Consider the following 25,761-nt stretch of genomic DNA (forward strand, 5'->3'; position numbering starts at 1 on the left):
CCGGTGACGTCTCTCGACAAGCCGACGTCCGACACGGACACCAGCAATCAGCCGCAAGCCGACCAGAAGGCGGTCACCGAGGCTGCCCTCTTCGAGGCGTTCGGAGGTGTGCGCGGCATGGTGGAGACAGTCCTGCCCGGACTGCTCTTCGTCACGATCTTCACCATCAACAAGAACCTGCACCACTCGGCGATCGCCGCCCTGGCGCTCTCCGTGGTGCTGGTCGTCGTCCGGCTGGTCCGCAGGGACACCGTCAAGCACGCCTTCAGCGGCGTCTTCGGTGTCGCCTTCGGCGTGGCCTTCGCGATGATGACCGGCGACGCCAAGAACTTCTACCTCCCGGGCATGCTCTACACGCTGGGCCTGGCCCTCGCGTACATCGTCACCACCATCGCCGGTGTGCCGCTGATCGGACTGATCCTGGGCCCGGTCTTCAAGGAGAACCTTTCCTGGCGGACCAGGAACCCCGGCCGCCGCAGGGCCTACGCCAAGGCCAGCTGGGCCTGGGGGCTGATCCTGCTCGCCAAGTGCGCGGTGCTGTTCCCGCTCTACTGGTGGGCCGACACCACCCAGCTCGGCTGGGTGCTGGTGGCCCTGAAGATCCCGCCTTTCCTGCTGGCGGTCTATCTGACCTGGGTCTTCCTGGCCAAGGCGCCCCCGCCCATCGACGTGTTCGCCGAGATGGAGGCGGAGGAGCAGGCCGAGAAGGCCCGCAAGGCCGCGGCCCGCAGCCCGCAGGACCAGGAGCTCTGACGGCGCGGCCGCACCCCACCGAGGGACGCGGCTCCGCCCGTATCAACGGCGCAGGAAGGGCCCGGGACCATGCGCTCCATGGTTCCGGGCCCTTCCCTGAGGTCTCGTACGGCACGTGGCGCGCGGAACGCGTCGGAGCCGTACCGGAATCAGTCCTCCGGACCGTCCCGGCGCACCGACAGCAGGTCCTCCAGCTGCTCCTCGCGGGCCTGAGCGGCCACGAACAGCAGCTCGTCGCCGGGCTCCAGGGTCTCCTCCGCACCGGGCGTCAGCACCCGGGTGCCCCGGATGATGGTGACCAGCGAGGTGTCCTCGGGCCACGCCACGTCGCCGACCTGGGTACCGGCCAGCGCCGACTCCGGGGGCAGCGTCAGCTCGACCAGGTTGGCGTCGCCGTGGCTGAAGCGCAGCAGCCGCACCAGATCGCCGACGCTCACCGCCTCCTCGACCAGGGCCGACATCAGGCGCGGTGTGGAGACCGCGACGTCGACGCCCCACGACTCGTTGAAGAGCCATTCGTTCTTCGGGTTGTTGACCCGGGCGACGACCCGCGGCACGCCGTACTCCGTCTTGGCGAGCAGCGACACGACCAGGTTCACCTTGTCGTCGCCGGTCGCGGCGATCACGACGTTGCATCGTTGCAGCGCCGCCTCGTCCAGCGAGGTGATCTCACAGGCGTCCGCCAGCAGCCATTCGGCCATCGGTACCCGCTCCACCGAGATGGCGGTCGGAGCCTTGTCGATCAGCAGTACCTCGTGCCCGTTCTCCAGCAGCTCGGCCGCGATGGAACGGCCCACCGCGCCCGCTCCGGCAATCGACACGCGCATCAGTGACCGCCTTCCTCGGGGCCCTCGGCGAAGGCCGCCTCGACCTGGGCGATCTCGTCCGTACGCATCATCACGTGGACCAGGTCGCCCTCCTGGAGCACGGTCTGCGAGGACGGCAGTATGGCCTCACCCAGTCGGGTGAGGAACGCCACGCGGACGCCCGTCTCCTCCTGGAGCGTGCTGATCCTGTGCCCGATCCAGGACGGTGTGGTGTGCACCTCGGCGAGCTGCACCCCGCCGCTCGGGTCCCGCCACAGCGGCTCGGCGCCGGACGGCAGCAGCCGCCGCAGCATCTGGTCCGCCGTCCAGCGGACCGTGGCCACCGTGGGAATCCCGAGACGCTGGTAGACCTCGGCGCGCCGGGGGTCGTAGATCCGCGCCGCGACGTTGTCGATGCCGAACATCTCGCGGGCCACCCGCGCCGCGATGATGTTGGAGTTGTCCCCGCTGCTCACCGCGGCGAAGGCACCGGCCTCCTCGATCCCGGCCTCGCGGAGGGTGTCCTGGTCGAAGCCGACCCCGGTGACCCGCCGGCCGCCGAACCCCGACCCGAGGCGACGGAACGCCGTGGCGTCCTGGTCGATGACCGCGACCGTGTGCCCCTGCTGCTCCAGGGTCTGCGCGAGAGCGGCACCGACGCGCCCGCAGCCCATGATGACGATGTGCACCTCGCGCCTACCCCGCAGTCCTGGTCATGCCGCTGACCTGCGAAAACACTGTGCTCACTCTTCTCTCTCGGCTTGCCGGGCAACGACGGGCGACAACGCGCCGCGTTGCCTGGGCACGAGCTTATGCCGCGCCCACGGCGCAGCCGTCATCCGTGTGGGTGTTCGGGGGCGGCGTCGTGTCGAACAGGGCGGAGGCGCGACGGGAGAGCCACCGGGGAGGCATGACGAGAGGGCCGTTCCGGCGGCCGGAACGCCCGCTTCCGGCCGCCGCCACCGCCGGTCGCGACGGATTGCCCAACCTTTGGGGTGGTGGGTGAGCCGGGCCCCGTACCCAACGCTTACGATCCTCTGCGTGTCCAAACTGACCGACGTGCCCAAACGGATCTTGATCGGCCGGGCGCTGCGCAGCGACAAGCTCGGGGAGACTCTTCTCCCCAAACGCATCGCACTGCCCGTCTTCGCGTCCGACCCGCTGTCCTCGGTGGCGTACGCACCCGGAGAAGTCCTCCTCGTGCTCTCCGTCGCGGGCGTGTCGGCCTACCACTTCAGCCCCTGGATCGCGGTCGCGGTCGTGGTCCTCATGTTCACGGTCGTCGCCTCCTACCGGCAGAACGTGCACGCCTACCCCAGCGGCGGCGGCGACTACGAGGTCGCCACCACCAACCTCGGCCCCAAGGCCGGACTGACCGTCGCCAGCGCCCTGCTGGTCGACTACGTCCTGACCGTCGCCGTGTCGATCGCGTCCGGGGTGGAGAACCTGGGCTCCGCGATCCCCTTCGTCGTCGAGCACAAGGTGCTCTGCGCGGTCGCGACCATCGTGCTGCTGACGCTGATGAACCTGCGCGGCGTCAAGGAGTCCGGAAAGCTCTTCGCCGTACCGACCTACATCTTCGTCGCCGGTGTCTTCATCATGATCGTCTGGGGCGCGTTCCGCGGCCTCGTCCTCGGTGACACCATGCACGCCCCCACCTCGGACTACGAGATCAGGCCCGAGCGGGAGGGCCTGGCCGGATTCGCCATGGTCTTCCTGCTGCTGCGGGCCTTCTCCTCCGGCTGCGCCGCCCTCACCGGTGTGGAGGCCATCAGCAACGGCGTACCCGCCTTCCGCAGGCCCAAGAGCAAGAACGCCGCGACCACCCTGGCGGCGATGGGCCTGCTGGCCGTCACGATGTTCTGCGGCATCATCGCCCTGGCCATGGTCACGGACGTGAAGATGGCCGAGAACCCGGCGCGCGACCTCATCCACAACGGCGCGGCGGTCGGCTCGGGTTTCGTCCAGGACCCGGTGATCTCGCAGGTCGCGGCGGCCGTGTTCGGTGACGGGACGTTCTTCTTCGTGGTACTCGCCGCGGCCACCGCGCTCGTCCTCTTCCTGGCCGCCAACACCGCGTACAACGGCTTCCCGCTCCTCGGCTCGATCCTCGCCCAGGACCGCTATCTGCCGCGCCAGCTGCACACCCGGGGCGACCGGCTCGCCTTCTCCAACGGCATCGTGCTGCTGGCCGGCGCCGCCATCCTGCTCGTCATCGTCTACGGCGCCGACTCGACCCGGCTGATCCAGCTCTACATCGTCGGCGTCTTCGTCTCCTTCACCCTCAGCCAGACCGGCATGGTGCGGCACTGGAACCGCCATCTGCGCACCGAGAGGGACCAGGCCAAACGCCGCCACATGATCCGCTCCCGGGCGATCAACACCTTCGGCGCCTTCTTCACCGGCCTGGTCCTCGTCGTGGTCCTGGCCACCAAGTTCACCCACGGCGCCTGGGTCGCCCTGCTCGGCATGGTGATCTTCTTCGGCACGATGACCGCGATCCGCCGCCACTACGACCGGGTCGCCGAGGAGATCGCCGCCGACGACACCCCCTCCGACGACAGCATGCGTCCCGCCCGCGTCCACTCCATCGTCCTGGTGTCCAAACTGCACCGGCCCACCCTGCGCGCCCTCGCGTACGCCAAGCTGATGCGCTCCGACCGGCTCGAAGCCCTCTCCATCAGCGTCGACCCCGAGGAGACGAAGGTGCTCAGGGGGGACTGGGAGCGACGCGGCCTCGACATCCCCCTCAAGATCCTCGACTCGCCGTACCGCGAGGTCACCCGGCCCGTCGTCGAATACGTCAAGGGCCTGCGCCGGGAGAGCCCGCGCGATGTGGTCAGTGTGTACATCCCCGAGTACGTGGTCGGGCACTGGTACGAACACCTGCTGCACAACCAGAGCGCGCTGCGGCTCAAGGGGCGGCTGCTGTTCACCCCCGGGGTGATGGTCACCTCCGTGCCGTACCAGCTGGAGTCCTCCGAGGCGGCGAAGAAGCGCGCCAGACGGCGGGCCGACTGGAGCGCCCCGGGATCGGTGCGCCGAGGACCGGTGGAGCGCCGTCCGAAGGAACCCGGCAACAAGAGCTGACTCTCCGTATGCGCATGTGGTAAGCGGCCGGACGGCACCCACGTAGAATGGTGGGCTGTTGTCCGGCCGCTTCCCTCTTCCCCTCTTCTCCCCCTCGTATCCCCTTGACCTCTGGAGCCACCCCCTCATGCAGAACGAATCCACGCCGTCGCTGGTCGGGGAGGAGTACGAGGTCGAGGTCGGGCCCGTCGCACACGGCGGCCACTGCATCGCCCGCACCTCCGAGGGTCAGGTGCTCTTCGTACGGCACACCCTGCCCGGCGAGCGGATCGTCGCCCGCGTCACCGAGGGCGAGACCGGCTCCCGCTTCCTGCGCGCGGACGCCGTCACCGTCATCGAGGCGTCCAAGGACCGCGTCGAGGCGCCCTGCCCGTACGCGGGCCCCGGCAAGTGCGGCGGTTGCGACTGGCAGCACGCCAAGCCCGGTGCCCAGCGACGGCTCAAGGGCGAGGTGATCACCGAGCAACTGCGGCGCCTCGCGGGCCTCACTCCCGAGGAGGCCGGCTGGGACGGCACGGTCGTGCCGGCCGAAGGTGACAAGCTCCCCAAGGGTGAGGTCCCCGCCTGGCGCACGCGTGTCCAGTACGCCGTCGACGAGGACGGGCGGGCCGGACTGCGCAAGCACCGTTCGCACGACGTCCAGCCGATCGACCAATGCATGATCGCGGCGCCCGGTGTCTCGGAACTCGGCGTCGAGAAGCGCGAGTGGCCCGGAATGGAGTCCGTCGAGGCCATCGCCGCCACCGGCTCCCACGACCGCCAGGTCATCCTCACCCCGAGGACCGGCGGCCGGCTGCCCCTGGTCGAACTGGACCGGCCGGTCTCCGTGCTCCGCGTCGAGGAACACGACGGCGGCATCCACCGCGTGCACGGCAGGGGCTTCGTCCGCGAACGCGCCGACGACCGCACCTACCGGGTCGGCTCGGGCGGCTTCTGGCAGGTCCACCCGCAGGCGGCGGACACCCTGGTCAAGGCCGTCATGCAGGGCCTGATGCCGCGCAAGGGCGACACGGCCCTCGACCTGTACTGCGGCGTCGGACTGTTCGCGGGCGCCATCGCCCAGCGGGTCGGCGAGAAGGGCGCGGTGCTCGGCATCGAATCCGGCAAGCGCGCGGTCGAGGACGCCCAGCACAACCTGAAGGACCTCGACCGGGTCCGCATCGAGCACGGCAAGGTCGACCAGGCCCTGCCGCGCACCGGGATCACCGAGACCGACCTGATCGTCCTCGACCCGCCGCGCGCCGGCGCCGGCAGGCAGACCGTCAAGCACCTGACGGGCCTCGGCGCCCGCCGCATCGCCTATGTGGCGTGCGACCCGGCGGCCCTGGCGCGGGACTTGGGCTACTTCCGGGACGGGGGGTACACGGTGCGCACGCTGCGGGCGTTCGATCTCTTCCCGATGACGCATCATGTGGAGTGCGTGGCGATTCTGGAGCCTGCCGCAAAGGGCGCCTGACCTGCCGTTTTGCCGAGTGTGCATTATGTGTGCTGTGGGCGTTACGGGCGACATCTTGACGCATATTCGACGCACGTTGGGCCCTTCTGACGCACGTTTGACGCACGTTCTGATGAGCTGTCAGGTGCTCGTTTCTGCAGGTGATGGTGTGTCGAGTACGGCTTGAGAGGGCTCCTTCTCTACCTCCTCTTGGTGAAGTCGTACACGATATGGCCTGATTTGAGGCTCAGTAGGAACGGGGTCCGTAAGGGCTCCAGTGGTCGAGGAAAGGCTTGAGGTCGTCGCCGCTGGGCTTGGGTGGGGAGGGCGGCTTCGGCGCTGCGGCGGACTCGGTGAGGTGCTGGAGCCGGGCGTCCGCGAAGGCGAGCCACGCCTCGATCTCTGTCCTTTCCTGTCCGGGGGGCAGCGATGTGGTGTGGTCGCGTACCGCTGTGACGTATTCGGTCAGGCGCTTGGTCTGGTGCCAGGCGTCTGCTTGTTCTTCGAGGTGCTTGACGCGATAGGCGTAGGCGTATGCGGTGCGCGCTTCCTCCATGGCGGTTTCCCAGCGTCTCTGCTGGGCTTTCCTGGCTTGCTGGTCTGCAAGGCGTTGGTGTTCGGCGGCTTCGCCGCGGAGGTCGGCTTCTGTTGCGATTTCGGCGAGTTGGTCTTCCAGCGGCCGGTCGGGGACCCGGGCCCATTCGCTCGCGCGGTGCGGGCTGCCGCCGCGGAGGATGAAGCGCAGGCGGTTTGAGGGGGTGTAGTCGAAGCGGGCGATGCGCATCCATGAGGGCTTCTTGGCGTCGGCGAGTTCCTTGTCGGTGGGGATGTGTTCGCTGCGGTCCTGTTCTTGAGGGACGAGGAATCCGACGCTTTCGCCTTGGGTGCCGATGGTGAAGTGCGGTGGTGGCGCTGCGGCGACGGTGGGGTGGGGGAGCGCCTTGCGCGGTTCCGAGTGCTGCCTTATGGCCTTGTGATTCGGTGGCGATGATGAGGGCTTGGATGACGCGCAGGGCTCGGCCTTGGATGGATTTGGTGAGCCCTATGGGCTGTGGCCGTTGTTGGAGGGCGGCCACGAGGGGGTGGGGTTTGGTGAGTCTGGCCGGAACGGGGAGCGGGGTGAGTTCGGCGAGGCGCCAGGCAGGGATGTCGACGACGAGTTGATTTCGTAGCCGCGGTGGGTGCGGTGTGCGTAGAGCTCTTGTCTGCGCGGGATCTTGTCGGACTTGCGGACGGTGTTCACCTGTGGTGCCCAATTCACTGCGTGTGGGCCGGGCTCGATGGGCTTGACGAGGCGGCCATCGTTCGCGGCAAGCTCTTCGAGCAGTTGGTCCGTGTAGTTGGCACGGGCCTTCGGCGCAGTTCTGGGCGTGGTGGTGTCTGATCGCGGCCGGTCCGCTCAGGTGGTGCTGGGCTCTGCTTCACGGGGTGGATTCCGCGCTGTCGGAACCGGGCTCGCTCACGTAACTCGGCGATTGGCTGTGACAGTTGGCCGATGAGCTCGCCCAGCGCAGGTTCGGGGATGCCGGTGAGTTCTGGGCTGCGCAGATACCCAGTGCAGGGCTGTGAGGAGGAAGCGCTGGTCCGCTGCGGGCTTTGGGCCGTGGTGGTGACGTCGAGTCGAGATCGCAGGGTGTGGTTCCAGTCGCGGTGGAAGCGACCGCGCCAGTTCATCGAGATGATGGGAGAACAACCGGTGCTCCATTCTGTTCCACTTCGACGTGCCTGGTCGCATGTGGCGGACCGTGATCTCGAGGCCGGTCTGGGTGGCCAGAGCGCCGAGTTCGGTCTTCCAGACTCGCGCTGCCGACGTCGGCACCGGGTCACCCGATAGCGCGCCCGAGCCTCTGATACCGTCAACCTCGTTGACGTTGAAACCGGGGGGTTACAAATGGTCGGACAGCTTGCCCTGCCTGCAGCGGGACGCACCGCACCGAGGCTGTTAGGCCCTGACTGGCCCAGTCATCCGCGGCAACCACAGAGCAGGAACCGTCCGCCGGACAGCGGTGTCACCTACTGCACGGTGTCCGCACGTCGCCTGCGCGTCCTCGTCGCACAAGGCGCGGGGAGGGGGCAATGACGGCGACCACCGCACGTTCCGCCTCACCGTGGCCGGTCGTGAGGGTTGCCGACTGGCTCGCCGATCGAGTGCGGCGCGAAGTCGGCGTCGAGCCCGGAGACCTGGACCGGGACGCGACGTTCTCGGCGACGGGACTGGGGTCCCAGGCGGTCACCGCTCTCATCGCCGAGTTGGGCCGCGAGTTGGGCCGTTCGATACCGGTGATGGCCGGCTGGACGTTTCCGACGGTGAACGGGCTGGCCCGCGCCGTCGTCTCCGGGGAGGCCGCGAGCATCGGCAGCGCCGCCGGGTCCGGGGATCGCGCCAGGCAGGCGGACACCGTCCGTGGGGATGCGGACGAACCGCTGGCCGTGGTGTCGATGGCCGTGCGGCTGCCGGGAGCGGAGACGCTCGCCGAGTTGTGGGATCTGGTGCTCGACGGGTCGGAAGCCATAGGTCCGCCACCCGCGAACCGGTTCGGTGAAGAGCCGGGAACGCTGCCCGACGCGGGCTATCTGCGGCAGTCACTCGACGAGTTCGACCATGGCTTCTTCCATCTGACCCCGCGCGAGACCGCGGCACTCGACCCAGTGCAGCGGCTCTTCATGGAGGTGTGCTGGGAGGCGATCGAAGCCTCCACACTGCTGCGCACGGGCCTGCGGGGCAGCGCGACGGGAGTCTACGCGGGAAGCATCTGGAGCGAGCACGGAGCGGCGGGCCGTCCAGGACGTCACACACTGCACACGGCCACCGGCTCCAGCCTCGCCATGGTGGCCAACCGCATCTCCTACCTCTACGACCTGCGGGGGCCCTCGGTCACGTTGGACTCCGCGTGCTCGTCCTCCCTGGTCGCCGTCCACCTGGCAGCCCAGGCGCTGCGGGCCGGGGAGATCGACGTGGCACTGGTCGGCGGCGTCAACCTGCTCCAGTCCGAAGCCACCACAGAGGACCTCATGTCTTTCGGGGGCCTCGCCCCCGACGGACGCAGCAAGGCGTTCTCCGCTCAGGCCGACGGCTTCGGCCGCGGAGAGGGGGCGGCCGCACTGATACTCAAGCGACGCAGTCATGCCGAGCGCGATGGGGACCACATCTGGTGCCTTCTGCACGGCACAGCGGTCAACAACGACGGTCACACCAACGGGCTCACGGCGCCCAGTCCCACCGCGCAGCAGGCGGTCGTGGCGCAGGCGCACGCGCGTGGGGGCACCGACCCCTCGCGGGTCCGGTTCGTCGAAACACACGGTACGGGCACCTCGCTCGGCGATCCGATTGAGGCGACGGCACTGGCCCGTGCCCTCGGTGTACGGAACGCGCCGGTCCATCTCGGCACGCTCAAGGCCAACATCGGCCACCTGGAGGGCGCTGCGGGCGCCGCCGGGCTCGTGAAGGCGGCGCTGGTCATGCACCACCGCACCGTTCCGCCCTGTCGGCTCACCGGTGGGATCAACCCCCACATCGACCTCGACGCGCTGGGCCTGGACGTCCCCACGGAGCCTTTTCGGCTCCCGCGGGACGAGACGTTCCTCGGCGGGGTGAGCGGCTTCGGCTGGGGTGGAACCAATGCCCATGCGGTCGTCGGCCCCTACCCGCAGCTGGCACAACAGCCCGCCGTGCCCGGCACGGGGGAGTCCGAGGCAGCGGTCGAAGGCGCCCGGGCCTTCTTCGCCTTCACTCCTTTCGGCGGGCAGTGGCCTGGCATGGGGCGCGACCTCCTGCGTACGGACGCCGAGTTCCGGGCTGCCGTCATCGAATGCGACCGCGGCAGCACACCGGTGCTCGGACGTTCCGTGCTCGACCTCCTGGCCACAGGCGCCGACCCGGATACGGAGGGGGTCGCCGTCAGCCAGTGCGCCGTGTACGCGGTGCAGGTCGGACTCGCACGCAGCCTGGTAGCCCGGGGCGTGTGCCCTGCCGTCGTCGCGGGGCACTCCCTGGGCGAGATCGCCGGCGCCGTGGCGGTGGACGCCATCACTGCGGTCGAGGGCGGGCGGATCGTGGCGCACTACGCGCGGGCTCAGCAGCGGCTGACCGGGCGTGGCGGCGGGATGGCCGTGGTGCCGCTTCCTTCCGCGGAGCTGGCGGCCCGTTTGCAGAAGTACCCAAACGTCGTCGTCGCCGGGCAGAGTTCCGCACGGTCGACTAACCTGTCGGGGCCAACGGCGGAACTGGACGAGCTCGTCGCCAAGCTCGTGCACGACGGTCACAGGGCGAGCCGTATCAACGTCGACCTGGCCGCTCACAGCCCGGCCATCGACGAGGTGCGCGGGGATCTGACGCGGGACATCGGCCACGTGGACCAGTACCCCCCGGTGCTCCCGATGGTTTCCGCGTTGGACGGACGGGTCATGGGAGCCGGTGACTTCGATGCCGACTACTTCGCCACGGGCCTGCGCGAGCCGGTCGACTTCGCCGGCGCTCTGGAACACCCGCTCGTCGCGGACACGCAAGCGGCCATCGAGATCAACGCGCACCCCATACTGGGAAGCTCGCTGCGGGACCACTTCGGCGAGCGCATGCGGGTGCTGTCGAGCAGCTCGCGGTCCGGACACGCGCTGGACCAGATCGCGACCGCATTGGTGGCACGGAACGGCGCCAGGAGGTCAGAGACCGCTGGAGAGCCGGACAACTCTCGTCTCCACGAGGACGGCCCGGCGGATTCCGCAGCGGACCGTGCCGTGCTGCTGACACTGAGCGCCCACACGCCTGCCGCCCTGGCCCAGCGATGTCGCGACGCCGCGAACTGGTGGGGAGAGGACGTGTCCCCCTACGCGGCGGGGGCGGCACTGAACGGATTCGGGACGCTCCAGTACCGGACAGGCATCGTGGCCGTCGAGCGCAAAGAAGCTGTGCAGCGACTCCTCGAACGTTCGCAGACCCTGGACGACGCGAAGAAGACCGTGCGACGGGCCCGCGCGACCGGGAACGCCGGAGCGGGGCCTGTGCCGGGACCGCGTGTGGCGTTTGTTTTCCCCGGCCAGGGCGGTCAGTGGTGCGGAATGGGTCGCGACCTCTACAGGCGCGACCCGGTATTCGCACGGCACCTGCGGCGTTGCGACGCCGTGATGGCGCAGGCGAGCGGCGCCGAGGTGCTGAAGCCCCTGCTGGAGGGCGATGACGCAGCCTTCACCAACGTGGCTACGGCGCAACCGCTCCTGTTCGCGATGCAGGTGTCGCTCGCCCGTACGCTGGTGCACCACGGCGTCACCCCGCACGCGGTGGTGGGGCACAGCATGGGTGAGGCGGCCGCCGCGCATCTGGCCGGGGCGCTCAGTCTCCATGATGCCGCCGCCGTCATCGGCCGCCGCTCCCGGCTGATGGACTCATTGACCGGAACGGGCGCCATGCTGGCCACCGAGCTGTCGCTCGCGGAGGCGGAGCGAGTGTGCGCCGACAGTCCGACCGTCTCGGTCGCGGTCAGTAACTCGGCGCGCTCCACCGTGCTCTCGGGCGCCAAGGAAGACATCGGGCGGCTGGCCGCCGAACTCACCGCGCGCGGGGTCTTCAACCGACTGGTGCGCGTTCAAGTGGCCTCGCACAGTCCACAGATGGAGGCGATCCTGCCACCGCTGCTTGAGGTCCTCTCAGACGTGCGGCCGACGGAGTCCCAGCTGCCGCTGTACTCGACGGTGCTGGGCAGGGTGGCGAACGGCGCGGAGCTGACCGCAGATTACTGGTCGCGCAACCTCCGTGACCCGGTGCTCTTCGGAGCTGCCACCGGACAGTTGCTCGGCGACGGCTTCGACTGTTTCGTGGAGATCAGCCCGCATCCGGTGCTCAGCTCGTCATTGCAGGAGACCGCCGCGGAACATGGCGGAGCCCTGGTGGTGCCCGCGCTGCGTCGCGAAGAGCCTGAGTGGCCGACGCTCCTGGGCGCGCTGGGCCAGCTCTACGAAGCGGGCGTCCCGGTGGAGGTCCAGGCGGTCGCCCCCACAGCCCGCGCCACCCCGCCACCGCTGCCGTACCCCTGGCAGCGGGTCCGCACACCGGTGCTCGGCGGCGACGGGCCCCGTCGCGACCGGACGAACCCGGTGGGTGTTCGGACCCAGTTACCCCACGATCCCGACGTGTCGGTGTACGCAGGAGTGCTGGACACCGGAACCTGGTCACTGGCCGACCATGTGATCGACGGCCAGGTCATCGTTCCGGCAGCCGCGTTCGTTTCGGTCGCCGCGTACGCGGCGGCAGAGGCGGCGCACGGCACACGGACCGGGTCGGCCTCGCGGGACAGCGGGCCTGCCGCAGCCTGGACCGTACGGGACCTCGACCTGCCCACGTCGTTGCCGTTGGAATCGGCCGGGACCACGTTGCAGACCACGGTCAGGACCGGCACCGCAAGTCCGTCCGTCGGGGAGATGGAGGTCGCGTTCCACCGCCGTGACGGGCAGGCGTGGACGCAGGTGGCGACAGCGCGGGTGGCCGCATACCCAGGTGGCGACGGGTCGGACGACGTCGGCACACCGGCCCCCCTCGCCCCCGGAAGCGAGGGCAAGCATGCCGGTGATGCCGATCGCGCCCAGGACCTCTACCGCAGCTGTGCCGCCCGCGGGCTGGAATTCGGGCAGCACTACCGGCGTATCAGGCGCCTCTCCGTGACGGCGACGGGCGCGGTGGCGGAGCTGGACGTGGACCTACGCCGGGCCGAACCCCGTCTGCCGGTCGATCCGCGGCTGCTGGACGCCGTCTTCCAGGCCGCGGCGGCGCCACTGCTCACCGGCCCCGGTGCCCTCCCACCGGACCGCACGGTCATGACCACCGCGGTACGCGAGGTGACGCTGAACGGCCCCGTCGAGGCCGATGCGCGTGTACTGACATCTCTGGCGGCGGCACCAGACGGGGAGACGTACACGGCGGACGCGGAGGTGCACAGCGGGGGGCGGGTCGCCCTGCGGGTGCAGGGCATGCGGATCCGTCACCTGCCGGCCGCGGCGTCGGGCCCCGGTTCGGAAGTTCCGTCCATGCGAACGGAGTTGGCGGACCTTCCTGTGCACCGCCGTTCGTCCAGGATCGCCGAGGCTGTCAAGAAGACGGTGGGCGAGGTCGCGGGGGTGTCGACGACCGAGGTCGATCCGGCGGAGCCGTTCCGCGACATCGGCCTGAACTCGATCATGGGATTGGAGCTGCGGAGGCGGCTGGAGGTGCTGTTCGGTCTAAGGCTCTCCTCGACGGTGATCTGGAACTACCCCACCGCAGACGCGCTCTCGACCGAACTTGAGCGGCGCCTCGCCGAAGAGGCCGTTCCGGCGGAACCCCAGGAGGACTGCCCCGCGCCGCAGCCGGACAACGCCGACGCAGCCGGGACGGCGGCGGACCCGGACACGGAGCTCGCCGCGCTGCAACAAGAACTCAGAGAACTGGAAGCGCTGGTGGGGGAGCTGTGACAGAGAACGGGGGATCCGCGGAAGCGCTGAGCGCCGCGCTGACGGCGGTGCGCGACCTGCGGGCACGAGTGGAGGAACTTGGCTGTGGTCGGCGCGAACCCATCGCCGTAACCGGCATCGGAGTCCGGCTGCCGGGCGGGATCGGCTCTCCGGCGGACCTGCACGAGGCGCTGGCCGCGGGCCGGGACACGGTAAGGGAGCTCGGCACGGTGCGCTGGGACCACGACGCACTCCACGATCCGGATCCCGAGGCGCTCGGCCGAACGCATATGAGGCATGCGGCGCTCGTGGACGACGTGGACCGATTCGACGCCCGCTTCTTCGGCATCTCACCCCGTGAGGCAGCACACATCGATCCACAGCAGCGGCTGCTGCTGGAGGTGGCGTGGGAGGCGTTCGAGGACGCGGGACTGCCCGCGGAACGGCTCGCCGGGTCGGGCACCGGGGTCTACGTAGGGGCCAACTCCAGCGACTACCTCACCATGCAGCTCAACCGTCCGGAAACGGTGGACCTGTATTCGGTGGTCGGTGGCACCAACTGCATCATCGCCAACCGGCTCAGCTACCAGCTCGACCTGCGCGGTCCCAGCATGGCGGTGGACACCGCATGCTCATCCTCGCTGGTCGCCGTGCACCTGGCGGTACAGTCCCTGCGCTCCGGAGAGTGCGACGCGGCGGTCGCCGCGGGCGTCAACCTGTTGCTCTCCCCCGCCAGTTCCGTCGCGCATTCCAAGGGCCTGCCGCTGTCGCCCGACGGCCGGTGCAAGACGTTCGACGCGGCCGCCGACGGCTACGTACGCGGCGAGGGAGTGGTCGCCGTCGTCCTCAAGCGGCTGACCGACGCGGTCAACGACGGCGACCGGGTGTACGCCGTGATCCACGGCACCGCCGTCAACCAGGACGGACGGACCAACGGCCTGACGGCACCCAGCGGGCGCGCACAGCGGGAGTGCATCACCGCCGCTCTGCGCGCCGCCCGGGTGGAGCCCGGACAGATCAGCCTGGTCGAGGCCCATGGGACCGGGACCAGCCTCGGCGACCCCATCGAGGTGGAGGCCCTGGCCGAGGTCTACGGCGCGGTCGACGGGCCCACCTGCCGGCTGGGCTCGCTGAAGACGAACATGGGGCACCTGGAGGCGGCGGCCGGGCTCGCCGGCCTGGTGAAGGCGGCCCTGGCGACCTACCACCGGAAGGTCTACCCGACGCTCCATCTGCGCACCGTCAACCCGCGTCTCGAGACGGCCGGAACGCGGCTGGCCTTCGCCGGGGACGAGGTGCGGCCCTGGGACGAGGACGACGAGCACCGGCTGGCTGCCGTCTCTGCGTTCGGGGCGGGTGGCACCAACGCGCACGCCGTTCTCGGCCCGCCTCCGGTATCCGTGCAGACCTTGCAGGCAGGCGCTTCCGAGGCAACCGCCCCGGCCGTCGACGGCCCGTTCACGCTGCGGCTGTCCGCCGCCACCACCGAGGGCCTGGAAGGGGTCGCGGACCGGTACGCGGACCTGCTCGCGGATGCCAATGCCGCGCGGGTACGGGCTGTGGCCGCAGCCACGGACCACCGTAGGACGCTCCTCCCGCAGCGGCTCTCGGTTTCCGGCGCAACGCCACAGGAGTTGGTCGCGGCCCTGCGCACGGCGGCCGAGGGAGAGCCGGGACCCGCTGGAGTGACGGGCTCGGCCAAGGGCACCGGCGGTATCGTCTTCGTCTTTCCCGGCCAGGGCCCCCACTGGCTCGGCATGGCGAGCGGGCTCCGCACCGCCAGCCCCCGCTTCGCCGCCGTCCTGGACGAGGTGGACCGCGCCATGCGGCCGTTCCTCGGCCGCAGCGTGCTGGAGCTGATAGACCACGGCGACGAGGGAAAGTTCCCCACCCGCTTCGTGCAGCCCGCGCTGTTCGCCATCGCCGTCGGCCTGGCGGCAATGTGGCGGGAAGCAGGAGTCGAGCCGGACGCGGTCGTCGGGCACAGCATGGGAGAGGTCGCGGCGGCGCACGTCGCCGGGGCATTGAGCCTGACCGACGCCGCCCGGATCATCTGCGAGCGCTCCCGGCTGCTCTCCCGCATTGACGGGCAGGGCCGGATGCTGGTGGTGGGTCTGGGCCGGGACGCCGCCCACGAACTGTGCTCGGTCTACGACGACATCTGCGTCGCCGTCATCAACTCCCCCCATTCAACGGTTCTCTCAGGTGGTGCCGACTCCCTGGAACGGGTCGCCACGCAGCTGGCCGAACGCAACGTGTTCGCCAAGTTCGTGCACGTGGACGTCGCCTCCCATAGCCCGCAGACGGACGCGCTGCAACCCGCGCTGCGCATCGCGCTCGCCGGCATCCGGCCACTGGCGCCGAAGGTACCGCTGGTCTCCACGGTCAGCGGCGCTCCCCTCACCGAAGGGCCCGACGCCGAATACTGGTGCGACAACCTCCGGGCACCGGTGCGCTTCACGGACGCCGTGGCCGCCCTGCTGGCGCAAGGCTGTGACACCTTCGTCGAACTGGCCCCGCACCCCACGCTGATCGACGCCTTGGAAGGGCTGTGCGCCGGCACGGGCGCGGCGGCCACCTGGACGCTCCACCGCGACCTGCGGGATGTGGTCGCCCGCGAACGGGCCTCCGGCTTCCTGTACGCCCACCGCAGGCGCGGCCCTTGGCCGCACCGCGCCGGGGAGCACCGGGCCCCGGTCCCCATGGTGGCCCTGCCCACCTATCCGTTCCAGCGCGAGCGGCACTGGTTCACTGAAAACCAGTGGGCGCACCCGTGGCCGGAACCCGGAATTCCGGGCCAGCGCACCGCTGAGCCCTCCACAGGTGCGCGAAAGCCGGGGAACTCGGGCGCGTCCGGCACACCACGGCCGGTGGACCCGTCTGGGGCCCCCGGTGGGTGGACGGTCGCGCAGGTCGTCGAAGCCGTGGACCAGGCCATCGCCGAGACCCTCGGTCTGACGGCCGGAACGCTGGACGTGGACGCGGGCTTCTTCTCCCTCGGCATGGACTCCATGCTGGCCGCCCGCGCCAGGAGCCGCCTCTCGCGCGCCTTCGGCCTCACCTTGCCCACCAGACTGCTCTTCGAGCATCCAACGGCGGCCGAACTCGCTTCCTGTATTGCACAGTTGTTGAACGCCAGGCAGGGGCACGTGACCGCGGCCCGGCCCATCCCGCAGGCCCGCTCCGGCGCCACCGCGGCGACCAGCGCGCCTGCGGCCGGAGCGGCGCCCGTCGGCACGGGCACCGCCCTCACCGACGAGGACATCATCCGGGCGCTGGAGTCTCAGCTCCGGCGCTCTCATCCGACGCACGGGGGACATGCATGACCGACCACATACCCGCTGACACCAGAGCCCTCCTGGAGACGGCTCTGGAGCGGATCAAAACCCTTTCCGAAGAGCGGAACTTCCTTCGCTCGGGTATCGGCGAACCCATCGCCATCGTCGGCATGGGTGCCCGGATGCCCGGCAGCGCCAACGATCCCGAGCAACTGTGGAACCTCCTGGCCGAGGGCCGGGACGCCGTGACTCCCTACCCGGCCGCACGACTGGCCGACGTACCGGGCGGATTCCCCGACGGAACGCCTTCGGGAGGCTTCCTGGACCAGGTCGACGGCTTCGACGCGGAGTTCTTCGGCGTGTCCCCCCGCGAGGCGACCTGTCTCGACCCACAGCAGCGGCTCCTGCTGGAGGTGGCCTGGGAGGCCCTGGAGAACGCCGGCACCAGGCCGACGAGCCTCCGCGGCTCCCGCACCGGCGTGTACGTCGGCGTCACCAACAACGACTACCAGCAGGCACTACTGACTCAGGTCGCCGCGGAGGACCTGGAGGCGTACGCACTCACCGGCGCCGCCTCGACCTTCGCGGCGGGCCGGATCGCCTACTGGCTGGGGACGCACGGACCCAGCCTGTCGGTGGACACCGCCTGCTCCTCCTCGCTCGTCGCCGTCCATCTGGCGGTGCAGGCGCTGCGCTGCGGTGAGGCGGACACCGCCCTGGCCGGCGGCGTCAACGTCCTGCTGGCGCCCGAGTGGTACACGGTGCTCGGCAAGGCCGGCATGCTGGCGGCGGACGCGCACTGCAAGACCTTCGACGCGGCAGCTGACGGCTACGTACGGTCCGAGGGCTGCGGCGTCCTCGTACTGAAGCGGCTGTCGGACGCGCGGGCTGACGGGAACCGGGTCCTGGCCGTCATCCGTGGCACCGCCGTCAACCAGGACGGACGTTCCAGCGGCGTCACCGTCCCCAGCGCGAAGGCCCAGCGCGACGTGGTCCGCGCGGCGCTCGCAGCGTCGGGGCTGGAGCCGCACGACATTGACTACGTCGAGGCGCACGGCACGGGGACCCCGCTGGGCGACCCCATCGAGGTGCACGCCCTCGCTGACGTGCTGGCCACCCCGGAGCGCGAGCGACCGCTGCTCATCGGCTCCGTCAAGAGCAACCTGGGCCATCTCGAACCCGCCGCAGGCGTCGCGGGACTACTCAAGGTCGTCCTGAGCCTCACCCACGAGACGCTGCCCGGCCACATGGGTCTGCGTGAGACCAACCCCGAGATCGACCTGGCCGCGCTGAACATCTCCGTCCCCACCGTTCCCTATGCATGGGCCCGGGGAGAGCGGACGCGCCGGGCGGGGATCAGCTCCTTCGGCGCCAGCGGCACCAACGCCCACATCATCGTCGAGGAGGCCCCCTCGTCGGGGCACGCCGCGACGTTAACCGGCCCCGGGCCACGCACCGTGCGGGAACCGGAGGCATGGGTGCTCCCCCTGTCCGCGCGTACCCCAGAGGGCGTCGCCACCCTGGCCCGCGGCTATCTCCGACAGCTCGACGACTCCGCGAACGGCTCCGGCGCACCCCGTCAGCCAGTCACGACGGCACACCTCGCGGATCTCGCCCACACAGCCGGCACAGCCCGCGACCACTTCCCGTACCGGCGCGCGGCCGTCGCCACCACGCCGGAAGCCATGTGTGAGGAACTGATCCGCATCGCGGCCGAAGAGAATGGCCCGGCCATCGCCGCCTCCCCAGGACCGGTCCGGACGGCATGGCTGTTCACCGGACAGGGGACTCAGTACCCCGGCATGGGGGCCGAGCTCTTCGCACAGTCGCCCGTCTTCCGGCTGAGCATGGAGCACTGCGCCAAGCTCCTCGACGACGTGCTGGACCGGCCCCTGCTGGACGTCGTGTTCGGCGTCGGCGAAGCGCCCATTACACCGAGGGGCGAAGGACCGTCCGGTGTGGACGAGGCGGCCGGGAATCCGCTGGACGACACCCGCTACACCCAGCCGGCCCTGGTGGCGCTGGAATGGTCGCTGGCACAGATGTGGCGCGCGGCCGGCCTCGCGCCCGATGTCGTAATCGGCCACAGCGTGGGGGAGATCGCCGCAGCGGCGGTCGCCGGGGTGCTGGACATCGCCGATGCCCTTCGTATGGCGGCCGCACGCGGGCGCCTGATGCAGGAACAGACCGAACCGGGAGCCATGGCGGCAGTCTTCGCCCCCGGCGATACCGTGCGAGCCCTCTGCGTCCCGGGCGAGCGGGTGGAGGTCGCCGCTGTCAACGGACCGGAGCACGTAGTCGTCTCGGGCCCGCCCGCGGAGGTCGACGGTGTGCTCCGGCGCGCCGCCGGGCGAGGGCTGCGCAGCAAGCGCCTGGCCGGCACCCGGGCCTTCCACTCGCCGCTGATGGAGCCCATGCTCGACGCCTTCGCGGCGGAAGTCGCCGGGATCGTCTTCGCCGCACCGGAGGTACCGCTGATCTCCACCGTGACCGGCGACGCGCTGGGACCCGGGGAGTGGAATGCGGACTACCTGCGCGGCCAGGCCCGCCTGCCTGTCGACTTCCACGGTGCGATGACGACCGCGCTGGCCATGGATGTACGGCACGTCCTGGAAATCGGCCCGTGCCCCACACTGACGGCGGCGGCCGCACGGTTCGTTCCGGCCGAACTGCGGAACGGTCTGTGGGCGGCCTCACTGCGTCCCGGCCGCCCGGACGGTGAGACCGTGGCCGAGGCGGCCGCCGACGCGTACACCGCGGGGCTGGACATCGACTGGCGTGATCTGTGGTCGGGACGGGACGCCACGATCACAGACGCACCGACATACCCCTTCCGGCGGACCCGGCACTGGTACACGGCCAGTCGACCCCGGCCCGGTGGCGTCACCGACGCCGTCTCTCCGGCCATGACCGAGGACTTCTCGGACCCGGCCGGGCAGGGCTATCCGAGCCGCGACGGGCTCCGTCTGCCGCCGGGCACGGGACTGTTGGGCGCGCGGGTGCCCGTCCCCGGAACTGGCGCGGCCTTCCTGGCGACGCTGGACAGCGCGGCTCACCCGGTGCTGGCCGACTGTGTGATCGGCGGAGAACCCATCGTCAATGTCGGGTTCTTCGTCGAGGCCGCCCTGGAGGCCGCCCAGGCGGTCGGCGACCGCACCGACGTGGTGCTCGAGGACATCACGGTTCTCCAGCGGCTTGTCTACGACGAGGCGTGTCGACCCACCGTGACGCTGACACTCGAACCCGCGGGCAGGGGCGCACTCCACTTCTCCTACCGGTCCGCCCCCGGTGACCCGTCGCACTCCTGGCCTCTGCACTGCCGGGGCCGAATCGCTGCGGACCCCGCGCTGCCCGCCGCTCCGCCGGATCGACCCACGCCGCTGCCCCGGCGTATGACGGGGGACGCCTTCTACCGGCAGCTGTGGTCACGTCGCCTGTATCTCGGCGCCGGGGCTCGGTGGGTGGAGGACATCTCCTTCGACCGTGACAACGCTCACGCCCGGTTGCGTGCGTCCGGCCCCGAGGAGGCCGGACCGTACGTACTCGCTCCTGGGCTGACTGACGCCATGTTCCAGGTGCTCTTCGCGCCGCTGACCGCCCGCGGGGTGGCCGACCGAGCCTTCATGGTCGTCGGCATCGACGCGCTGCACGTCCGCCAGGGGCTGCCCGACGCGCCGCTGGACGTGCGGCTGCGGCTGCGGGACAGCGAGGCGGACTCCCGGACGCTGGTCGCGGACGTCCACCTGCTGGACGAGTCAGGCGTCTGCTGGGCGGCCGTCACCGGGGTCACCCTGGCCGAAGCCCGGGCCGGAGACCGCCGGGAGATCCCGGCCGCGTCGGAGTCCGTGGCGTCGACATGGGAGCCGGTGACCGACACCGCCGCGGCGCCTGGCGCGGCCTCGCCTGTCGCCGCGGGTCCGGTGCTCGATCCCCTCGATGCGGTGACCGTGGCCTGCGCCCGCTCGCTGCGCGCCGACCCGGCGGGCCTTCCCCACCACGAGCCCGTCCAGAACCTGGGCCTGGACTCGCTCATGGCGCTGGAGATCAAGGAGGACCTCGCGGGGCGCTGCGGTGTCTCGGTGCCGTTGGGCCTCTTCCTCGACGGGGCCACCATCTCGGAACTCGCCGCCTACGTGGCGGAGCGGACGACTGGGTCCGGCCGGCCGGGTCCGCGGGAGGAGAAGGCAACGGTGCAGGAGGCCGCTCCGGCCACCCCGGTACGGGCGCTCGATGCCGGGCCGGGCGCGGTGGACGCCGCCGCGGACCACGTGGTGAAGGCGGCCGCACCGGCCCTGGTTCCCGACCCAGCGGCGCAGTACGAGCCGTTCGGGCTGACGGACCTGCAGCAGGCGTATCTCTTCGGCAGGTCCGAAGGGATCGAACTGGGCGGCGTCTCGACGTTCTTCTTCCTGGAGGTGGACCTGCGCGGCCTGGACTGCGACCGGCTCGAGGATGCCGTCAACGCCGTCGTCGCCCGGCACGGCATGCTCCGCGCCGTGATGACGCAGGACGGGGAACAGCGGGTCCTGCCCGAGGTCGGCCGTTATCGGCTGGACCGGCTCGACCTCACGGACCTGTCCGAGGAGGAGGCGCGGAGACGCTGCGCCGAGCGGTCCGCCGAACTGGCAGGGCAGGTCTTCGACCCGCTGTCCTGGCCCCTGTTCCAGCTGGCCGTCACCGGACTGCCCGGTGGCGTCACCCGGCTGCACGTCGGCATCGACGCCCTCATCATGGACGCCTGGAGCACGGCGCAGTTCTTCGCCGAGCTGGCACGCACCTACGAGAGTGCCGCGCCGCAGCCGGCTCCGCTGGAACTGACGTTCCGTGACTACGTTCGGCATCTCCGTGCCAAGGAGGCCGAGCCTGCCTACGCGGAGGCCCGCGCGTACTGGGTGGAGCGCATCGACGCGCTGCCGCCGGGGCCGGAACTGCCGCTCATCGCTGACCCTTCGGAGATCGGGCGTCCCGACTTCGCCCACCTCACCGCGACTGTTCCGCCGCAGCAGTGGGACCGCTTCAAGGAACACGCCGCTGCGGCGGGGGTGACCCCGTCCGCCGCGCTGGCCGCCGCCTACGCGGAGACCCTCGCCTGATGGTCCGGGAACCCACACTTCACACTGACGCTGCTGTTCTTCAACCGCAGCCCTGTGCACCCCGAGGTCTCCTCGGTGCTGGGTAACTTCTCGGCGACCACCTTGCTGGAGGTCGACACTCGCGGGGAGGACGCTTTCGCCGAGCGCGGCCGCCGTCTTCAGCGGCAGCTCTGGAGTGATCTGGAGCACAGCGCCTTCAGCGGGGTGCAGGTGCTGCGGGAACTCTCCACCCGGGACGGTTCGGCGCGGGCCGGCCGGGCGCCGGTGGTGTTCGCGAGCACCCTGAACTTCTCCTCCGGCGAAAGCCCGGCCTCCACCGCGCTCACCGACCACCTGGTCGCGCTGACCGGCGAGGGGCACGAGGTCTCGTCGGTGATCCGCACCCCGCAGGTATGGCTCGACCACCAGGTGATCGAGGACGCCGAGGGATTGCGCCTCAACTGGGACCATGTCACCCAGCTGCTCCCCTCGCACATGGTCGGCTCGATGTTCGCGAGCTACCACCGCCTGGTCCAGCAGCTCTGCGACGAACCGGACGCCTGGGAGCGGCAGCCCATGGTCGAACTCCCGGAGTCCGAGCTGGCACCGCGCCGACGGGCCAACGACACCGCGGCTCCGGCCCCCGAGGGACTGCTGCACCACGGTTTCGAGGAGGCCGCCGCTAGGCGTCCGGACGCGCTCGCGCTGGTCTGCGGAGAGCAGAGCGTGAGTTACGCCGAACTCGACGCCCGGGCGGAGGATCTGGCCGACCGCATCGCGGAGCGCGCAGGCGCCGGCCGGGAGCAACTGGTAGCGGTGATGCTGCCGAAGGGCGTCGAGCAGGTCGTGGCCGCTCTCGCGGCGCTCAAGGCCGGCACGGCGTATGTCCCCGTCGCCGCCGATCTGCCCGCCGAACGGGCACGCCGCACAGTCGAGTCGTCGGGTGTCGCGCTCATCGTCGCCGACGCGTCGGTACGCGCCGACCATCCCTGGCTGGCCGGTTTCCCCGCCCTCGACGTGGCGGAAGGCGACGGAGGCCGGGAAGGCGGGACGGGCGGCATCCCCGTAGCGAGGAGGCCACGCGCGGTGGCACGGCATGGCGACATCGCCTACGTCATCCACACCTCCGGGTCCACCGGCGAGCCCAAGGGCGTGATGATCGAACACCAGGCTGCCCTCACCACCCTGAAGGACGTCGGCCGCCGCTTCGGCATCGGTGAGAGCGACACGGTGCTGGGCCTCTCGGCGCTCAACTTCGATCTGTCCGTCTTCGATGTGTTCGGGGTCCTAGCAGCCGGGGGAACCCTCGTGCTGCCACGCCCCGAACAGCTCCGGGACCCGGCGGCTTGGGAGGCACTGGTCCGCCGGCACGGGGTGACGGTGTGGAACTCCGTGCCCGCGCTGCTGCAGATGTTCGTCGATCACTTGGAGGGGCTGGAGGAGACGGTTCCGTCGCTGCGACTGGCCATGCTCAGCGGCGACTGGATCCCCCTTGACCTGCCCGACCGCGCCCGCCGTCGCGCGCCCTCGATGGCGGTGCACTCTCTGGGTGGCGCCACCGAGGCGGCCATCTGGTCCATCACCCACCCGGTCGGCGACCTCGACCCCGCTCTGCCCTCGGTGCCGTACGGAAAGCCGCTGGAGAACCAAGGCTTCCATGTCCTGGACGCGCGCTTGCGACACCGTCCCACGCATGTGCCGGGAGACCTCTACATCAGCGGCGACGGGCTGGCCCGCGGCTACCTCGCGGACCCGGTGAGGACGGCGGCGAGCTTCCTGGAGGACACCCCGCACGGGCGGCTCTACAGGACCGGCGACCTGGGCCGGTATCTGCCGGACGGCACGATCGAGTTCCTCGGGCGGCAGGACGGTCAGGTGAAGGTCCAGGGGTTCCGGATCGAGCTCGGCGAGATCGAGGCGGCCCTGTCGCGACTGCCGGGGGTCCGAAGCGCCGTAGCGGCTGCCGTGGGCGCCGAGCGGGGGATGAAGTCGCTGGTGGCCGGGGTGGTCTCCGACGCCGACGTGGATGGGGACGAGTCGGTGCGCAGTGGCATCCTCGCCTCCCTCCGCGAGCGGTTGCCCGCGTACATGGTGCCCAGCCGCGTCGTGGGCCTGGACTCCGTCCCGGTCACTGCCAACGGAAAGGTGGATCGCCAGGCACTCGCCGCCCGGTGCGCCTCGATTCCGAGTCCGACGGCCGTCGAGCCACCGCGCGGTGAGACTGAGCGCCGGTTGGCCGAACTGTGGACTCGGCTGCTGCCACACGCTCCTGAGAGCAGGGACCAGGACTTCTTCGCGCTGGGCGGCAACTCTCTGCTCGGGGTGCGCCTGATGTCCCTCGTGCGCACCGAGCTGGGCGTCGATCTGCCGCTGTCCACGCTGTTCACGCAAGCCACGGTGGCGGCGCTGGCCGAGGCGGTGCGTGGCGGTCCCGTCGGACGGGCCGCTCTGGTGCCCCTGTCCCGTGGCCAAGAGGCGCCCACCGCCTATTGGATACACCCGGTCGGCGGCGATGTTGCCTGCTATCGCGAACTGGCCGCGAAGCTGGGGGTACCAGTAACCGGCGTCCAGGTTCCTGACGGCCTCCCATCGGGGTTCCTCCTCGCCGAACTGGCCGACGTCTACGCCGCGGCCATCGCGGAGGACGTGCTTGGCCCTGAGGGCGACCTCCGGGATGCCGGGCAGGCTCCGTCGCCCGGCTCCTCCCCCGGGCTCGAGATCCGAGTCGCGGGCTGGTCGATGGGCGGGGTGCTTGCGCTGGAGGTCGGGGAACGGCTGATGCGGCAGGGTTTCGCCGTCGCACCGGTGGTCGCCGTCGACCTGATGGAGCACCCGGACGATCCCGTCACCACGCCTCGGTACACTGACCTGCTGTCCTGGTTCGCGCGGGACGTGTCCCAGGTCGCCGGCGTCACCGACCCACTTGCGGGCTTCGACCTGGCAGAGCTGCCCGACCCGGAGGCTGCGCTCGCGGAACGGCTGCGCGCCGGGGTCGTCTTCGGAGCTGACACCGACGATGACGCGATCGTGACCCTGGTGAAGCGCTTCGCGGCCAACGCCCAAGCGCTGTCGACCCACCGAGCGGGTACCTACACCGTCCCGGCCGTATTGGTGCACGCCCGGGACGGGGCATCCGACGCCGTAACAGCCGCATGGCTCGACCATCTCGCCCAGCCCTTGGCCGTCCACACGCTGGACGGCGACCACTACTCCGTGCTCCACGCCGACCGGCTCGACGCGCTCGCGTCGGTGGTCCGGGAGTCCTGGGACACGGGTTCCGACCGTACGGCGACACGTCGTACGGGCTTCACCGAGAAGAACACCCTGGAAGGAACAGAAGCATGACCGAGACGTTCACCCGGCACGACGCCTCCTCCGCACCCGAGGCCGCCCGCCCCATCATCGAGAACACCCAGAAGGGCTTCGGCTTCCTGCCGGCCCCGGTCGCCTACATGGCGGAGTCACCGGAGCTGCTGGAGAACTTCATGAGCGGCAACGCGCTGTTCAACAAGACCACGCTCAGCCAGCTGGAGCGCGAGGTCTTCATTCTGACCGTGGCCACCACGGTGCAGTGCCACTACTGCGTGGCCATGCACTCGGCGATGCTCACCAAGTCCGGCGCCGACCAGGAGCTCATCCAGGCGCTGCGGGACCGCAAACCCCTGAAGGACTCCAGGCTGGAGGCCATGCGGGTCTTCACCCACGCCGTCATGGAGGGCCACGGCCATGTCGCACCGGAGATCATGGAAGCGTTCCTGAGCGCGGGCTACACCCGGCGCAACGCCCTGGAGGTCGTTCTCGGCCTGGGCGTCTACACCATCTCCACCTACGCCAACCGCATGACCGAAGCCCCGCTGGATGAGGCGTTCGCGTCGTTCGCCTGGCACGCCGAGCACTGAGAAATCAACGGG

The 25,761-nt window shown here is 70.4% G+C and carries 11 protein-coding genes and 1 pseudogene; 8 read left to right on the top strand and 4 right to left on the bottom strand.

Features of this window, described 5'->3' with window-relative positions; translation table 11 throughout:
* Positions 1–3 precede the first annotated feature (3 nt).
* Positions 4–753: a DUF3159 domain-containing protein gene (locus PZB75_RS24865; protein WP_275537512.1), complete on the top strand. Its 750-nt coding sequence runs from the start codon at positions 4–6 to the stop codon at positions 751–753.
* 149 nt (positions 754–902) lie between these two features.
* On the opposite strand, the gene PZB75_RS24870 is transcribed toward PZB75_RS24865, so the two are convergent.
* Both PZB75_RS24870 and PZB75_RS24875 read right to left on the bottom strand, forming a co-directional pair.
* On the bottom strand, positions 903–1,580 hold the full coding sequence (locus PZB75_RS24870; protein WP_275537513.1) for a TrkA family potassium uptake protein: 678 nt from the start codon (positions 1,578–1,580) through the stop codon (positions 903–905).
* On the bottom strand, positions 1,580–2,248 hold the full coding sequence (locus PZB75_RS24875; protein WP_275537514.1) for a TrkA family potassium uptake protein: 669 nt from the start codon (positions 2,246–2,248) through the stop codon (positions 1,580–1,582). The genes PZB75_RS24870 and PZB75_RS24875 overlap by 1 nt, the downstream gene beginning before the upstream one ends.
* A 352-nt stretch (positions 2,249–2,600) precedes the next feature.
* Here PZB75_RS24875 and PZB75_RS24880 point away from each other — a divergent pair, with 352 nt between their 5' ends.
* Both PZB75_RS24880 and PZB75_RS24885 read left to right on the top strand, forming a co-directional pair.
* The gene (locus tag PZB75_RS24880) at positions 2,601–4,649 is read left to right on the top strand and encodes an APC family permease (RefSeq protein WP_275537515.1); all 2,049 of its coding nucleotides are present in this window, start codon (positions 2,601–2,603) and stop codon (positions 4,647–4,649) included.
* A 127-nt stretch (positions 4,650–4,776) separates the two neighbouring features.
* On the top strand, positions 4,777–6,105 hold the full coding sequence (locus PZB75_RS24885) for a class I SAM-dependent RNA methyltransferase (protein WP_275537516.1): 1,329 nt from the start codon (positions 4,777–4,779) through the stop codon (positions 6,103–6,105).
* A gap of 226 nt (positions 6,106–6,331) precedes the next feature.
* Here PZB75_RS24885 and PZB75_RS24890 read toward each other — a convergent pair whose 3' ends face one another.
* On the bottom strand, positions 6,332–6,868 hold the full coding sequence (locus PZB75_RS24890) for a hypothetical protein (RefSeq protein WP_275537517.1): 537 nt from the start codon (positions 6,866–6,868) through the stop codon (positions 6,332–6,334).
* Positions 6,869–7,341: 473 nt separating this feature from the next.
* Positions 7,342–7,897: pseudogene (locus tag PZB75_RS24895) on the bottom strand (hypothetical protein); the annotation flags it as partial.
* A gap of 263 nt (positions 7,898–8,160) precedes the next feature.
* On the opposite strand from PZB75_RS24895, the gene PZB75_RS24900 reads away from it, so the two are divergent.
* The 5 genes from PZB75_RS24900 to PZB75_RS24920 all read left to right on the top strand — a co-directional run bounded on the left by PZB75_RS24900 (position 8,161) and on the right by PZB75_RS24920 (position 25,749).
* A complete protein-coding gene (locus PZB75_RS24900) occupies positions 8,161–13,521 on the top strand; it encodes a type I polyketide synthase (protein WP_275537518.1) in 5,361 nt (1,786 codons plus the stop codon).
* Entirely contained in the window at positions 13,518–16,826 is a 3,309-nt protein-coding gene (locus tag PZB75_RS24905; protein WP_275537519.1) for a type I polyketide synthase, read from the top strand. Before PZB75_RS24900 ends, PZB75_RS24905 begins: the two co-directional genes overlap by 4 nt.
* Positions 16,823–21,871, top strand: a complete 5,049-nt coding sequence (locus PZB75_RS24910) for a type I polyketide synthase (RefSeq protein ID WP_275537520.1) — start codon at positions 16,823–16,825, stop codon at positions 21,869–21,871. Before PZB75_RS24905 ends, PZB75_RS24910 begins: the two co-directional genes overlap by 4 nt.
* A gap of 75 nt (positions 21,872–21,946) precedes the next feature.
* Entirely contained in the window at positions 21,947–25,195 is a 3,249-nt protein-coding gene (locus PZB75_RS24915; RefSeq protein ID WP_275537521.1) for an amino acid adenylation domain-containing protein, read from the top strand.
* Positions 25,192–25,749, top strand: a complete 558-nt coding sequence (locus PZB75_RS24920) for a carboxymuconolactone decarboxylase family protein (protein ID WP_275537522.1) — start codon at positions 25,192–25,194, stop codon at positions 25,747–25,749. The genes PZB75_RS24915 and PZB75_RS24920 overlap by 4 nt, the downstream gene beginning before the upstream one ends.
* Positions 25,750–25,761 lie beyond the last annotated feature (12 nt).

This window comes from Streptomyces sp. AM 4-1-1 (assembly GCF_029167625.1).
GTDB lineage: Bacteria > Actinomycetota > Actinomycetes > Streptomycetales > Streptomycetaceae > Streptomyces.